Here is a 13,130-nt window from a genome sequence, read left to right on the forward strand (position 1 = left end):
CCGAGCCTAGGCGAGGTGCCGAGTGGTGGGGCAAGAGCCCTTTGCTTACTTTGGGGCTTTTCCAAAGTGAGCCGCCGTAAGGGCGGAACCCTAAGTGGCCGTGACCGCAGCAACGGATATGTACCCCGACCAGAACACTCGAGCGCCTGACACATAGCCTTCGCGGGCAAGCCCGCTCCCACATTTTGATCTATTTACATCTGATACAGCTCGGTCGACCAGAAGGCCGCCACGGGAGCAAGCTCCCTCGCCACAGGGCTAGAGCACTGAGAGCAAGGTGCCACCGAGGAACAGCTGATCCAGCCAGAACACCTCATGCAGCAACACAATCACCCAAAACAACACCTGGTAAGACACCTTGCGCGTCTTGTGCCGAAACACCTGCTGCGCAATCAACGCCCCCGGCCAGCCGCCCGCCAGTTCCACGGCGTGCAGGATATTTTCCGGGGTGCGCCAGCTGTCGGTGCGGGCCTTGCGTTTGTCACTCCAGTAGAGGAAAAACGCGATCACGCTGACCACGCCATAGGCCGCCAGCGGGATCACGGTCTCGCCGCGCTGCCACACCAACACCGACCCCAGCAACGGCGCGGCGCACAGCAGCAGGAAGATCGCCGCTTTCAGGCGTGGATGCTGGATGTTCAAGGCTTGACCGCCGTCCAGTCGATCCAGCCGAACTGCCAGGTCGCCAGAATCAGCAGGCCGAACGCGATCCGATACCAGGCAAATGCCGCATAGCTGTGGCTGGCGATGAACTTGAGCAAGCCTTTGACGGCAATCATCGCGAAGATGAACGAGGTCACGAACCCGATGGCAAACACAGGAAAGTCCGCCGGCTGGAACAAATCGCGGTACTTGTAGCCCGAATACAACGCGGCACCGACCATGGTCGGCATGGCCAGGAAAAACGAGAATTCGGTAGCGGTCTTGCGCGACAGGCCGAACAGCAGGCCACCAATGATGGTCGCACCGGAACGCGAAGTTCCCGGGATCATGGCCAGGCATTGGGCGAAGCCAATCTTGATCGCATCCTTCCAGGTGATCTCGTCGACGGTATCGGCGTGGGTCCGATGCTGGCGTCGTTCGGCCCACAACATGACAATGCCGCCCACCACCAACGCGGTCGCCACAGTGATTGGATTGAACAGGTAGTGTTTGATCAGGTCGGCGAAGATCACCCCCAGTACCACCGCTGGCAGCACGGCAATGATCAGGTTGACCGTAAAGCGCTGGGCATTGCGTTGGGTCGGCAAACCGATGACCACGTCCAGAATCTTGCGGCGAAACTCCCAGACCACGGCGAGGATCGCGCCCAGCTGGATGATGATGTTGAAGGCTTCGAAACGCTCGCCGCCAAAGCCGATCAAGTCAGCGACGATAATCTGGTGGCCGGTGCTGGAAATCGGCAGGAACTCGGTCAGCCCCTCCACAACGCCAAGAATCAATGCCTGTATGGCAGTCCAAAAATCCATGCTTCCCCCAAAGGTCTTGCTCTATGGCAAGCCTCGTTAATCTTTTTAATGGTTCACTGACGACAAGACGCGGTGTTGAGTTTCAACCCCGACCTGCAAAAATCTTGTGAAAAATCAGACAGTACTCAGGTTTTCCGAATACAGGCCGAAAGCCTATCAGACAAGGCGGAAAAGTCGATGCAGCCCCCACAATTATAAAAAGCACGGAGTGACAGGACGATGAACAGTTTGCGCAATATGTCGATCAGCCGGCGCCTGTGGCTGATCCTGATAGTCGCCGTGCTGATGCTGTTGGCCCTGGGTTTGCTGATGCTCAAGCAGATTCATGACGATCTGTACCAGGCCAAGCGCCAGCAGACCCAACACGTGGTCCAGACCGCCAGCGGCATCCTGACGTTTTATCACGGCCTCGAAACCACGGGTGTGATGACCCGCGAAGCCGCCCAGAAGCAAGCCTTGAGCGCGGTGCGTGGCTTGCGTTACGACCATGACGACTACTTCTGGATCAATGACCTCACGCCCGTGATGATCATGCACCCGGCCAACCCCAAGCTCGACGGCCAGAACCTCTCGGCCATCCGCGACCCTGACGGGTTTGCCGTGTTCAACGAGTTCGTGATCCTGGCCAAGGCCAAGGGCGCCGGCATCGTCAATTATCGCTGGCCGAAACCGGGCGCCGAAGCACCGGTGGCCAAGACCTCGTATATCCAACTGTTCGAACCGTGGGGCTGGATCATCGGCTCCGGTGTGTACGTCGACGATGTGCAGGCCGAGTTCAGCGGCCAGGTCTGGAAAGCCTCGTTCATCGGCCTGGGGATCGCACTGGTGATGGCGCTGCTGGTCTCACTGATCGCCCGCAGTATTGTGCGACCGTTGCAGGACGCAGTGAACGCCATGGGCAACATTGCCAGCGGCGAAAGCGACCTGACCCGCAGCCTCGACACCCACGGCCAGGACGAAGTCACCCAACTGTCCCGGCATTTCAACAGCTTCACCGCCAAGCTGCGCCAGGTAGTGGGCCAATTGCAGGTGTGCGCCAATGCCCTGGGTCAGTCCTCACAGGAGTTGGGCAGCAACGCGACCCAGGCCCATGACCGCAGCCAGCAACAATCCCAGCAGATGGAGTTGGTGGCCACCGCCATCAACGAAGTCACCTACGGCGTGCAGGACGTGGCCAAGAACGCCGAACACGCCGCCAGCGAAATGCGCGACGCCCAGGCCCAGGCGCAGCAAGGCCAGGTGAATATCGACGGCAGCCTGCAGCAGATCGACCAGCTCTCCGGCACCATCAGCCAGGCAGTGGAAGTGATTCGCACGCTGTCTGCGGAAAGTACCCAGATCGGCAGCGTGCTTGAAGTGATCCGCTCGATTGCCGACCAGACCAATCTGTTGGCGCTTAATGCGGCGATTGAGGCGGCCCGCGCGGGCGAACAAGGGCGTGGTTTTGCCGTGGTGGCCGATGAAGTGCGGTTGCTGGCCCAGCGCACGCAAAAATCCACCGCCGAGATCCAGGGCATGATCGAACGCCTGCAAGGCCACTCGGAAGCGGCGGTCAAGGTGATCAGCGACAGCCATAGCGCCTCGCAACTGACCATCGAACAAGCCGGCCAAGCCGGTGCCAGCCTGACCGCGATCGGCCAGGCGCTGCGCAACCTCAACGGCCTCAACGCCTCGATTGCCAGCGCCACCCTGCAACAGGCCCATGTCGTGGAAGACATCAACCAGAACGTCACCCAGGCCGCCGGCCTGTCCCACAGCACCGCACTGGCGGCAGAACAGTCGAGTGTGGCGAGTGCGCATTTGCGTGGCCTGAGCGAACAGCTCGACGGCCTGCTGCGCCAATTCAAGGTCTGAGCGCAACGGCGGTGATTTGTTTACAATCACCGCCCTCTTCCACTCTCCCAAGGAACCACCATGTCCGGGCTTGAACTGTTCGCCGCCGCCCTCGGGGTGATTGCCGTGTGGCTGACCGTCAAGCAAAACCCCTGGTGCTGGCCCATCGGCCTGGTGATGGTGTTGCTCTACACCTGGGTGTTTTTCGACGTGAAACTCTATTCCGACATGCTGTTGCAGGTGGTCTACGCCGCACTGCAAGTCTACGGTTGGTGGCAGTGGACCCGTGCCGGCGAGGTCAAGCAAGGGCGTCAGGTCAGCAGCCTCGGCGTGCCGGCGATCATGGCCAGCCTCGCGGTGGGCGCCGTTGGCAGCCTATTGCTCGGCGCCGCCATGGCTCACTGGACGGATGCCGCCCAGCCTTGGCTCGACGCTGCCCTCACCGGCTTCAGCCTGGTAGCGCAGATGTGGATGGCGCAGAAACGCGTGCAGTGCTGGCCACTGTGGATCGCCGTGGATGTGATCTTCGTCGGGCTGTTCCTCTACAAAGGCCTCTACCTCACCGCCGCGCTCTACGCGCTGTTCACCGTGATTGCCGTGCAAGGCTGGCGTGAATGGCGCGCCGACCCGGCGTTGCACGCATGAAGGTGGTGGTACTGGCCGGCCCGGAATCCAGCGGTAAAAGCTGGCTGGCGGCGGAACTGCAAGCGCATTTCGGCGGGTTGATGGTGGGCGAATACGTGCGTTATTTCATCGATCACCATCAACGCGACACCACCCTGGCCGACATCCCGACCATCGCCCGTGGCCAACTGGCCTGGGAAGACGCCGCCCGCGCCCAGCAACCGGAACTGCTGATCCTCGATACACACCTGCTGACCAACAAGCTCTGGAGCCAGACCCTGTTCGGCGACTACCCGGCCTGGCTCGACAGCGAATTGCTGGCCCGTCATTACGACCTGCACCTGTTGTTGTCGCCGGAGGATGTGGAATGGAGCGCCGACGGCCAACGCTGCCAGCCGCAACTGGCGGATCGCCAGGCGTTTTTCCAGGACAGCCTGGAGTGGATGCAGCAGCATCAACAGCCGGTGCTGGTGATTCGAGGGGATTGGGAAGCGCGCCGAACGGCGGCGTTTGCTGCGGTAGAGAAACTACTGTAGGAGCGAGCTTGCTCGCGAAAATCGCAAGGGCACCGCGTTAATCCAGAACGCCCGCGTTACCGTTGACGTTCTTCGCGAGCAAGCTCGCTCCTACAGTGAGCAACAGCGTTTAGTAACCCAGGGACAGGCCCGTGTTGCGCCGCGGGTCATTCGCGCCATAGAAGCGGTTGTTGCCCACCGGCTTGCCACCCAGGGACGGCGCGCCGACCAGGATTGCCGCCAGGTGGTTGGCATCCTGTGGCCCGGCAAACTTGTGGCCCCAGCTCTCAAGGATCTTCTGGGTATCCGGGCTCACCGCAAAGGTTTCAAGGTTGGTGGTTTCCGGCATCCATTGTTGGTGGAAACGCGGCGCATCCACGGCTTCCTGGATGTTCATCTTGTAGTCGATGACATTCAGGATGGTCAGCAAGGTCGCGGTAATGATGCGACTGCCACCCGGCGTACCCACCACCATCACGGCCTTTCCGTCCTTGGTCACGATGGTCGGGCTCATCGACGACAGCGGCGCCTTGCCCGGCGCGATGGCGTTGGCTTCACCCTGGACCAGGCCGTACATGTTCGGCACGCCGACCTTGACGGTGAAGTCGTCCATTTCATCGTTGAGGATCACCCCGGTCTTGCTCGCCATCACGCCCGCACCGAACCAGTCGTTGAGGGTGTAGGTCACCGAGACCGCATTGCCCCACTTGTCGACGATGGAATAGTGGGTGGTGTTGTTGCCCTCGTGAGGCGAAACGCCCGGCTTGATCGCCTGGGAATCACCCGCCTTTTGCGGCTCGATGACATCGCGCAATTTGGCCGCGTAGTTTTTGTCCAGCAGGTGCTCGATCGGGTTCTTCACGAAGTCCGGGTCGCCGAGGTAGCTGTTACGGTCTACATAGGCGTGGCGCATCGCTTCGATCTGATAGTGCAGGCCCTGGGCCGAGTGATAGCCGAGATCGGCCATCGGGTAGCCTTCGAGGATGTTCATGATCTGGCAGATCACCACGCCGCCCGAGCTTGGAGGCGGTGCCGAGACCACGTGGTAGCCACGGTAGTCGCACTCGATGGGCGCCAGTTCGCGGGTCTTGTACTTGTCGAGGTCAGCCTGGGTGATGATGCCCTTGCCGGCCTGACTGGAGTCCACCAGGGCCTTGGCCACCCAGCCTTTATAGAAACCGTCGCTGCCCTTGGCCGAGATTTCCTTGAGGGTCTTGGCCAGGTCTTTCTGCACCAGCTTCTGGCCGACCTGCATCGGCTGGCCGTTGTGCAGGAAGATCCCGCGCATGTCCTGGTCTTTTTCGAACTCGCCGGTGGCGGTGTGCAGCAGGTCGATATCGCCCTGCTCCAGCTCGAAGCCGTTTTCCGCCAGCTTGATCGCCGGGGCGATGACTTGGGCGCGCTTGAGGGTGCCGTATTTGCTCAGGGCCAGTTCCATGCCCGAGACGGTGCCGGGCACGCCTACGGCCAGGTGGCCCTTGGCGCTGAGGCCCTCAATGACATTGCCGTCTTTGTCCAGGTACATGTTGGCGGTGGCCGCCAGCGGGGCTTTTTCGCGGAAGTCGAGGAAGGTCTTGCGCCCGTCGGCCAGTTGCACAGTCATGAAACCGCCGCCGCCCAGGTTGCCCGCCGCCGGGTACACCACAGCCAGCGCGTAGCCAACGGCCACGGCCGCATCGACCGCGTTGCCGCCGGCCTTGAGCACATCCACGCCCACGTGAGTTGCCAAATGCTGGGCCGTCACCACCATGCCATTTTCACCGGCCACCGGGGCCTGTGAAGCGGCGTGCACACCACTGACTGTCAAGACCAGGGCGGTGGCTATCAAGGTACGGCTGAAGGGTTGGTATTTCATCCATGGCTACTCTAGTTATTGAGACGCACCAAAATAGCCCGCCGTGAATTTAATCCCCAGCGCAATGGCGTTTTTATTACAGAACTTGTCGGTCATAGAACGGACGCGAAAAACCCCATGCTATATTTCGCGCCCAGACTGTCTGACCAGGCACTTTCACATGGCGATCAAGAAGACCGGCATCCGCGCTCAACAGGCCGACCAGACGCGCGCGCGCATCCTGCAGGCGGCGGTCAAGGTGTTCACCCGTGACGGTTACTCCGGCGGGCGTGTCGACAGTATCTCCAAGGAGGCCGACTCCAACGACCGCATGCTCTATTACTATTTCGGCAGCAAGGAACACCTGTTCGTTTGCGTGCTGGAACACACCTACGAGCAATTCAACAAAGCCGAAAGCAAGCTCAAGCTGAACCTGGACGCACCGGAGCAGGCGCTGCGTGACCTGGTGGCGTTTATCTGGCATTACTACATCAAGCACCCGGAATTCGTGGCAATCCTGAGCATCGAAAACCTGCACCAGGGCAAGCACGCGCAACAGTCCGGCGAGATGCGCAGGTTGTCTGGGGAAGCGGTCGGCGTGCTGCGCCCGATCATCGAGGCGGGCCAGGCCCAAGGCGTGTTTCGCCTGGATGTGGACCTCAAGCACGTGTACTTGATGATCGCCTCGCTGTGCTACTTCTATAATTCCAACCGCCACACCCTCAGCTCGTTCCTCGGTGAAGACCTGGCAAACAAAGGCCAGCAACAGGATTGGCTGGGGTTTATCAGTGACCTGGTGCTGCGTGGGGTATCTCCCATCCCCCTGTAGAAACGCAATCCAAATGTGGGAGCGGGCTTGCTCGCGAACGCGGAGTGCCAGTCGCTGCAGATGTTGACTGGACAACCGCATTCGCGAGCAAGCCCGCTCCCACAGTTTTTATCGCGCAGTGTCAGTGAGTACCGGGGTTGGCGCGCAGGTGGGCGACTTTCTGTTCCAGGCCTTTCCACTGTGGCGCATTCGGCGCGAACTTGCCGCGAAGGTAGGCCACCAGATCAGCCACCTGGCTATTGGACAAACTGTCCTTGAACCCCGGCATATACCCCAGGTCCTTGGTCGCCGGGTTGCTGATGCCTTGCAAAATCACCTTGATCAAATTATCCGGCTGATCGCTGTGTACATTGGTATTGGTCGCCAACGACGGGCTCACCCCAAACAGCTTCGGCCCCAGGCCATCCGCATGGCAGGCCTTGCATGAACCTTCGAACACTCGTCGGCCATTGGGATTTGGAACGGTAGCGGCAGCGGCCACCTGGGCCTCGGCCGCCGCTTCGCTGTTAAGTGACGCCAGGTACACCGCCATCGCACGAATATCCGCCTTGGGCAATTTCGACAACTCACTCACCACCGGTCCCATCGGGCCTGCGGCCACGCCGTGGGCGTCGGAATAGCCGGTGCTCAGGTAGGTAAACAATTGGTCTTCGGTCCACGGCGTCGGGGCCTTCGACAACCCTGTCAACGCTGGCGCCTCCCAGCCATCGACCATGCCGCCCGCCAGGAAGGACTTGCCGCCCTTCTCCGCGCCCATCAGGTTGCGCGGGGAATGACACGCGGCGCAGTGGCCCAGGCCGTTGACCAGATAATTGCCGCGATTCCATTGTTCGCTGCGCTCAGGCTGCACTGAGATTTCACCGCGCCGCAGGTTCAGTGCATTCCAGCCCGCCATCAACGGCCGCAGATTGAACGGAAAGCTCATCGCATTCGGCGTCGGCGCCTGGCTCACCGGGGCCTGGGACATCAAATAGGCATACAGGGCCTGCATGTCCGCGTCATTGATATTGCGAAACGCCGTATAGGGAAACGCCGGATACAGATTGCGCCCGTCACGACCAATGCCGTCCCGCATCGCCCGCTCGAACGCCGGGTAGGACCAGGCGCCGATGCCGGTCTTCACGTCCGGGGTAATATTACTGCTGTACAGCGTGCCGAACGGCGTTTCCATGGCCAGCCCACCGGCATTGGTCGCGCCGCCAGGCGCCGTGTGGCACACCGCACAATCACCCACCGCCGCCAGCAACCGCCCGCGCTCCAAAGTGGCCTTGGACCAAGTGCCGTCGCTGGGCGGTGCAATCGGTGCGATTTCACTGTGGAACGGCCAGGCTGTCGCGAGCACCGCACCCAACGTGGCGAACAGCGCACCAAACCACCATTTGCGGCGTTTCTCCGGCGACTTGGCAGGTTCGCCCAAGCTGCCCGCGTTCAATGCCGCCAGCACCCGCTCCGGGGTGATCGGCAGTTCGCGAAAACGGATGCCGGTGGCGTCATAGATCGCATTGGCAATCGCCGCGGCGCTGGGCACCGACGCCGACTCACCGGCACCCATGGGTGGCTGGTCCTGGCGCGGCATCATCATCACGTCAATCTTTGGCACTTCGGGGAAGGTCAGGATCGGATAACCACCCCACTCCTTGCTCGCCACCGTCGACTCTTCAAAGGTCACCCGCTCCTTCAACACACGGCTGGTCGACTGGATCACATTGCCGTGGATCTGGTGCTGCACCCCGGCCGGATTGATCATCATCCCCGAGTCATGCCCGATCACCACGCGGGTCACCGACACATCGCCGGTCTGTTTGTCGATAGCCACATCCGCCACCCACGCCGCCCAGGCCGCGCCGAAACCGGGGAATTTGCTGTGGATATAGCGCGCATAGGCGAAGCCACGGCCACGCAACAGGTGATCCTCGTTGGCGGTTTGCATCGGCGCCGTGCGCGGCACCCAGTTGGCGCGTTCGGCGGTGGATTTCACCAGGTCGATGGCGCGCTCGTCCTTGAGGTAACGCAGGCGGTATTCCACCGGGTCGACGCCAGCGGCGAACGCCAGTTCGTCGATGTAGGACTCGTGGGCAAAGGTGTTGGGCAAGGCCGACACGCCGCGCATCCACGAGGCGCGCACGATGGGCGCCATGTCGTTGATGGTCACGCGCAGGTTGTCGATGTCATAGGGCGGGATCGAAGTGCGGTCGCCCATCTCGAACATCGCCGCCACTGGCTCGACGCGGCCGGTCAGCAGCAACGCCAGGGTCGGTGCGCCATTGGAGGGGTAGCTGGTTTCAAAGTCGTAGGCGGCGATGCTGCCGTCGGCGTTGAGGCCGCCGTCGACATCCATCAGTTGCGCGGTGCCCTTTGGCTCCCACAGGTGTTCCTGCTCGCGGGTCAATTGCACGCGCACCGGCTTGCCCACCGCACGGGACAACAGCAAGGCATCGGCGCAGACGTCATCCGCGCAATTGCGCCCATAACAACCGGCGGCCTCCATGCGAATCACATCAATCAGCGCTTCATCGCACTCCAGCAACCACGCCAGGTCGGCGCGCAACAGATGCGGATTCTGGCTGCCCGACCACACTCGGCTGCCGGTCGGCGAGTAATCCGCCACACCGCAGGAGGGGCCGATCGAACCGTGCATCTGGTACGGCCAGAGATAACTGCGCGGCATACGTTGGCTGGCGCCGGCCAGGGCTTCATCGACATGGCCCTGGTCAAGCACGGTACGGCGTACGCGTGGGTTGTCGCGGATGGCCTGTTCGACATCGCTCATGTCCGGTAACGCGTGGTGCCAGGGTTTCCAGTGCACCTGCAACTCGCTGGCAGCCTTGGCGGCCTGCTCTTCACGCAGCGCCACCACGCCGACAAAATCGCGGATCACCACCACCGCGACAATGCCGGGGATATGCGCGATGGACGCTTCATCCACACTCAACAGGCTGTTGCCGACAAAGTCGCCGCAATCAAGCCCGGCATACGGCGGGCGAATCACCCGACCATGCAGCATGCCCGGCACGCGCATGTCGTGTACGTAGGTCAGCTCGCCCGTGGCTTTGCCGGGGATATCCACTCGCGCAGCGCCCTTGCCCACCAGGCGGTAATCCTCGATGGGTTTGAGCGGCGCGTCACCGCTGATGCGCAGTTGGTCATGCTGGCCGCCAACCAGTTCGGCATATGTCGTGGAGCGCCCATCTGCCGCGTGAATGACGCCAGCATCGACCTTCAGGCTGGCCGTGCTCACACCCAGGCGCCCCGCCGCCCGCGCCAACAGGAAACGCCGCGCTTCGGCTGCGGCATTGCGCAGGGGCACCGCGGATATCTGCAAGGTTGCACTGGCGATGGTTGCCCCTTGGTTGGGCACACGCTCGGTGTCGCCGAGCACCATCTTCACCTGCTCCATCGCCAGGTCGAGCTCTTCGGCGACGATCTGCGCCAACGACGTGCGAATGCCGGTGCCCAGGTCCACATGGCCATTGAACGCGTACACCAGACCATCATCGTTTACCGCGATAAACAGCCCAAGTTCCTTGGGTTTCACAGTGGGCGAGCCGCCCTTGGCCACCGGCCCCGAAGGCGGCAACACATCATCGACAATCAACAAAACGCCGGCCTTGGCCAGCCACTGGTCACGGGAAAGGGGGGTGTCGGTCATAGTCATCAATCCACGGTCATCAGGCGGGCCGCACGCAGCACGGCGCGCAGGATTTCGATATGGGTGCCGCAACGGCAGAGGTTGCCCGACAGCTCGTTGCGCACCTCGGCTTCGCTGGGGTTGGGGTTACGGTCGAGCAAGGCCTTGGTAGTCATGATCATGCCGTTGAGGCAGTAGCCACATTGCGCGGCCTGCTCGTCGATAAAGGCTTGTTGCACCGGGTGCGGATCCTGGCGCGAGCCCAGGCCTTCCAGGGTGACAATCTCGCGGCCTGCGGCACCCGACAACGGAAACACACAGGAACGGGCCGCCACCCCATCGATGATCACGGTGCAGGCACCGCACTCCCCGAGGCCGCAGCCGTATTTGGGGCCATTGAGTTGCAGGTCATTGCGCAGCACCAGCAACAGCGGCGTGTCCGCCATGGCGCTGACGTCGTTTTTTTGCCCATTGACCTCAAGCGTTACCGTGATGTGCTGGCTGATCATTCGCTTCGCCCGTAACAGTTGGTGAAGTAGGCACTACATCAAACAGTCAAAAAAAAGCGTCGCGGACCTGGGGTCTCACGACACACTTGACGGATGAAGTGGCTACTACATGAACTCAGAGCAAGATCAATGCCAGCCGGGATTATTCCTGCGGGTCGTCGATCATCTTGCGCAACAGGAACAACACCGCGACCCGTTCGGCCGGGTTGAGATTGCTCAGGGTCAATTCGCTGATCTGCGCAGCGCGCGGCGCGGTCTGGGCGACCAGTTCGGCGCCTGCCGGGGACAGGTCGACCACCACTTTGCGCTTGTCCTGCGGGTCCGGTTCCAGGCTGATCAGTTCCTTGGCCTTGAGTCGCTCGACGATGCCGCGAATGGTCGCCTGGTCCACGGCCGTGGCCTTGACCAGTTCGGTCAGGGAGCTTGCACCGTGATCGCGCAGGGCACACAGGGTGACGAACTGCACGGCGGTGAGTTGGGAGTCGCCGACATTCTGCTGAAAGATCGCCAAGTGGCGCTGGTAGGCCTTGCGCAGCAGGTGACCGACTTGTTCAGAAAAGACGTAGGAATCTGGCACGGCGAGGCTCGGTGGGTGGCTAACGATGGGGATGCATATTAACCCTGTAGGAGCGAGCTTGCTCGCGAAGGTGGTCAACGATAACGCGGGGAACCTGGGTCCCCGCGTTGTTATTGCGTTTTTCGCGAGCAAGCTCGCTCCTACAGGGGTGGGATGGTCAACGGGCCAGTGAGGCTGGCGGGGCGACGACGTCACCGGCGATGACCACTGCTTCATCATCCAGGTACACGTCACAATTGCGCAGCGGAATATCCATATGGCACGGCGTCTTGCGCGTCCCGCCCACTTCGGTATTCGGCCCGGTGGAGAACAGGAAGTTGCCATAGAACGCCCGCGCGTCCATGCACATGCCGTCGTTCTTGTCGTGCAAGCCCATGGCCGTCCACTGCGCCCGTGGCTGCAGGCCCCAGCCGATGTGGGAGATGCCGTACACCTCAGGGTCGTTGAAGTACTTCATGTAGTCACGCAGGTACTCGGCCTCGAATCCCCCGTGGATCTTGGTGATGAAGCCCTTCTCGATCTCCAGGGTGATCTTCTCGCGGGTATAGGTCTTGAACGGCAGCAGGATGTCACCGATGTCCAGCACCAGCACGCCTTCGGCGGTTTCTTCGTTGGGCCAGGAGAACAGGAAACCACTCGGCCAATGATCCCAGCGCCCCGGTTCATCGGCAAAACCGTATTCGGTGACCGACGGGTACTGCCCCAAGGCGGCGCGGAAGTCACTGCCGGCACGGGATTTCACGTGGATTGAGCGTGCCTTTTTCAGCAACTGCTCGGCCGCCAGCACGCGCACTTTGTCTTCTTTGGTCGGCAGCATGCGCGCCAGCACTTCAGGCGGCTCCACCGCAAGCAGAATGCGCGTGCCGGTCTTGAGGATCTGCTCCTGCTCCGGCGAGTGCAGCAGCATCATGGTGTCGACGATCAGGTCGGCGGCCTCCAGGGCACGCTGGGCGGCGATATTGCCGGTAAGCGCGGTGTCGCCGCAGTAGGCGGTCATGTCGTTACCCATCGCCCTGGGATGGTTGAACGACGGCAATTCCACCGCATACACCTTGGCCCCCAGGCGCTGCGCGGCGTCCATCGCGGCGCGCACGGTGCGCGGGTCGGAGTAATGGCTCTTGAGCACGGCAACGCTCTGGGTCGGGTCGACCTTGGACAGCGTCAACACGTGTTCAAACATCTGGGTCAGTTCGCAATCGCTTACCGGCATTTTCCTGTCTCCTGTGGGCCTGCACCAAGTTCAGGCACTGCGCTTCACTCTAGTGCATTTTTATAGCGTATACGCCATTTAATAACGATAAGACCCGAATTG

11 protein-coding genes are annotated in these 13,130 nt (G+C 61.6%); 4 read left to right on the forward strand and 7 right to left on the reverse strand.

The window, feature by feature from the left end:
- Positions 1–258 precede the first annotated feature (258 nt).
- Both HX793_RS29870 and HX793_RS29875 read right to left on the reverse strand, forming a co-directional pair.
- Positions 259–642: a DUF1294 domain-containing protein gene (locus HX793_RS29870; protein ID WP_016977991.1), complete on the reverse strand. Its 384-nt coding sequence runs from the start codon at positions 640–642 to the stop codon at positions 259–261.
- Complete coding sequence (locus HX793_RS29875; RefSeq protein WP_016977990.1) at positions 639–1,469, reverse strand: undecaprenyl-diphosphate phosphatase; 831 nt, start codon at positions 1,467–1,469, stop codon at positions 639–641. Before HX793_RS29875 ends, HX793_RS29870 begins: the two co-directional genes overlap by 4 nt.
- Before the next feature lie 219 nt (positions 1,470–1,688).
- On the opposite strand from HX793_RS29875, the gene HX793_RS29880 reads away from it, so the two are divergent.
- From HX793_RS29880 to HX793_RS29890, 3 genes are read left to right on the forward strand one after another with little or no spacing between them, the layout of a single operon-like run.
- Complete coding sequence (locus HX793_RS29880) at positions 1,689–3,323, forward strand: methyl-accepting chemotaxis protein (RefSeq protein ID WP_177049210.1); 1,635 nt, start codon at positions 1,689–1,691, stop codon at positions 3,321–3,323.
- A gap of 60 nt (positions 3,324–3,383) precedes the next feature.
- Positions 3,384–3,947, forward strand: coding sequence for a nicotinamide riboside transporter PnuC (pnuC, locus tag HX793_RS29885; RefSeq protein ID WP_016977988.1), 564 nt, complete (start codon positions 3,384–3,386; stop codon positions 3,945–3,947).
- Positions 3,944–4,462, forward strand: coding sequence for an AAA family ATPase (locus HX793_RS29890; protein ID WP_177050012.1), 519 nt, complete (start codon positions 3,944–3,946; stop codon positions 4,460–4,462). Before pnuC ends, HX793_RS29890 begins: the two co-directional genes overlap by 4 nt.
- Before the next feature lie 109 nt (positions 4,463–4,571).
- Here the strand turns inward: HX793_RS29890 and ggt are convergent, their stop codons facing one another.
- Positions 4,572–6,296, reverse strand: a complete 1,725-nt coding sequence (gene ggt / locus HX793_RS29895) for a gamma-glutamyltransferase (protein ID WP_177062516.1) — start codon at positions 6,294–6,296, stop codon at positions 4,572–4,574.
- 160 nt (positions 6,297–6,456) lie between these two features.
- Here ggt and HX793_RS29900 point away from each other — a divergent pair, with 160 nt between their 5' ends.
- Positions 6,457–7,104 carry a TetR/AcrR family transcriptional regulator gene (locus HX793_RS29900; RefSeq protein ID WP_177096350.1) on the forward strand — a complete coding sequence of 216 codons (648 nt, stop codon included), beginning with the start codon at positions 6,457–6,459 and terminating at the stop codon, positions 7,102–7,104.
- Positions 7,105–7,225: 121 nt separating this feature from the next.
- Here HX793_RS29900 and HX793_RS29905 read toward each other — a convergent pair whose 3' ends face one another.
- The 4 genes from HX793_RS29905 to HX793_RS29920 form a co-directional block, all read right to left on the reverse strand.
- Positions 7,226–10,753: a molybdopterin cofactor-binding domain-containing protein gene (locus HX793_RS29905; RefSeq protein ID WP_177096352.1), complete on the reverse strand. Its 3,528-nt coding sequence runs from the start codon at positions 10,751–10,753 to the stop codon at positions 7,226–7,228.
- 5 nt (positions 10,754–10,758) lie between these two features.
- Positions 10,759–11,241, reverse strand: a complete 483-nt coding sequence (locus tag HX793_RS29910) for a (2Fe-2S)-binding protein (protein ID WP_177049203.1) — start codon at positions 11,239–11,241, stop codon at positions 10,759–10,761.
- A gap of 142 nt (positions 11,242–11,383) precedes the next feature.
- On the reverse strand, positions 11,384–11,818 hold the full coding sequence (locus tag HX793_RS29915; protein WP_016977981.1) for a MarR family winged helix-turn-helix transcriptional regulator: 435 nt from the start codon (positions 11,816–11,818) through the stop codon (positions 11,384–11,386).
- Positions 11,819–11,975: 157 nt separating this feature from the next.
- Complete coding sequence (locus tag HX793_RS29920; RefSeq protein WP_177062528.1) at positions 11,976–13,028, reverse strand: 2,5-dihydroxypyridine 5,6-dioxygenase; 1,053 nt, start codon at positions 13,026–13,028, stop codon at positions 11,976–11,978.
- Between the last annotated feature and the right edge of the window lie 102 nt (positions 13,029–13,130).

Origin of the sequence: Pseudomonas reactans, assembly GCF_013387025.1 — a bacterium.
In the GTDB taxonomy this organism is placed as follows: Bacteria; Pseudomonadota; Gammaproteobacteria; order Pseudomonadales; family Pseudomonadaceae; genus Aquipseudomonas; species Aquipseudomonas reactans.

Coding starts and splice junctions, on each gene's coding strand:
- HX793_RS29875 (WP_016977990.1), bottom strand. CDS start 1,469: ATGGATTTTTGGACTGCCATACAGGCATTGATTCTTGGCGTTGTGGAG.
- HX793_RS29880 (WP_177049210.1), top strand. CDS start 1,689: ATGAACAGTTTGCGCAATATGTCGATCAGCCGGCGCCTGTGGCTGATC.
- pnuC (WP_016977988.1), top strand. CDS start 3,384: ATGTCCGGGCTTGAACTGTTCGCCGCCGCCCTCGGGGTGATTGCCGTG.
- HX793_RS29890 (WP_177050012.1), top strand. CDS start 3,944: ATGAAGGTGGTGGTACTGGCCGGCCCGGAATCCAGCGGTAAAAGCTGG.
- ggt (WP_177062516.1), bottom strand. CDS start 6,296: ATGAAATACCAACCCTTCAGCCGTACCTTGATAGCCACCGCCCTGGTC.
- HX793_RS29900 (WP_177096350.1), top strand. CDS start 6,457: ATGGCGATCAAGAAGACCGGCATCCGCGCTCAACAGGCCGACCAGACG.
- HX793_RS29905 (WP_177096352.1), bottom strand. CDS start 10,753: ATGACCGACACCCCCCTTTCCCGTGACCAGTGGCTGGCCAAGGCCGGC.
- HX793_RS29910 (WP_177049203.1), bottom strand. CDS start 11,241: ATGATCAGCCAGCACATCACGGTAACGCTTGAGGTCAATGGGCAAAAA.
- HX793_RS29920 (WP_177062528.1), bottom strand. CDS start 13,028: ATGCCGGTAAGCGATTGCGAACTGACCCAGATGTTTGAACACGTGTTG.